At 40.9% G+C, this 613-nt stretch carries 1 protein-coding gene; it reads left to right on the top strand.

What is annotated here, in order from left to right; all coding sequences use genetic code 11:
- Nucleotides 1-11 precede the first annotated feature (11 nt).
- The gene (ycfP, locus tag R8O10_RS26085) at nucleotides 12-551 is read left to right on the top strand and encodes an alpha/beta hydrolase YcfP (protein WP_005456278.1); all 540 of its coding nucleotides are present in this window, start codon (nucleotides 12-14) and stop codon (nucleotides 549-551) included.
- The last annotated feature ends 62 nt before the right edge of the window (nucleotides 552-613 follow it).

Genomic DNA, 613 nt, shown 5'->3' with positions numbered 1-613 from the left:
GAGAGGTACACATGATTATTTACTTGCACGGCTTTGATAGTACAAGCCCAGGTAACCACGAAAAAGTTCTTCAACTACAGTTCATCGATGACGATGTTCGTTTCATTAATTACAGCACGCTTCATCCTAAACATGACATGCAGCACCTGCTAAAAGAAGTGTCGAAGGTTATCGATCAGTCTGATGATCCTAATCCACTTATCTGTGGGGTTGGCCTTGGTGGGTATTGGTCTGAGCGTATTGGTTTCTTGTGTGGTATTAAGCAAGTGATGTTCAATCCGAACTTACATCCAGAAAACACCATGGCTGGTCGCATCGATCGACCAGAAGAATACGAAGATATTGCAACGAAGTGTGTAGATCAGTTCAGAGCTAAAAACCAAGGGCGCTGTTTAGTGATTTTGTCGAAAGAAGATGAAATTCATGACAATACAAAAACGGCTTCTGAGTTAGAAAAGCACTACGACATCATCTGGGATGAATCGCAGTCACATAAGTTCAAGAAAATCTCTCAGCATCTTCAAGCTATGAAAGAGTTCAAAAATACCTAGTACGCAAAGCTCATTGTTTACGATTTAAACAGCACTGCTTGCAGTGCTGTTTTTCAATCTGT

Origin of the sequence: Vibrio sp. 1727, assembly GCF_033344415.1 — a bacterium.
Classification (GTDB): domain Bacteria; phylum Pseudomonadota; class Gammaproteobacteria; order Enterobacterales; family Vibrionaceae; genus Vibrio; species Vibrio alginolyticus.
Note: the sequence above shows the minus strand (reverse complement) of the source record. Positions and strands in the feature narration are given on the sequence as shown.

What these genes read in the sequence shown, in the direction of transcription:
- ycfP (WP_005456278.1), top strand. Translation starts at nt 12, where the DNA reads ATGATTATTTACTTGCACGGCTTTGATAGTACAAGCCCAGGTAACCAC.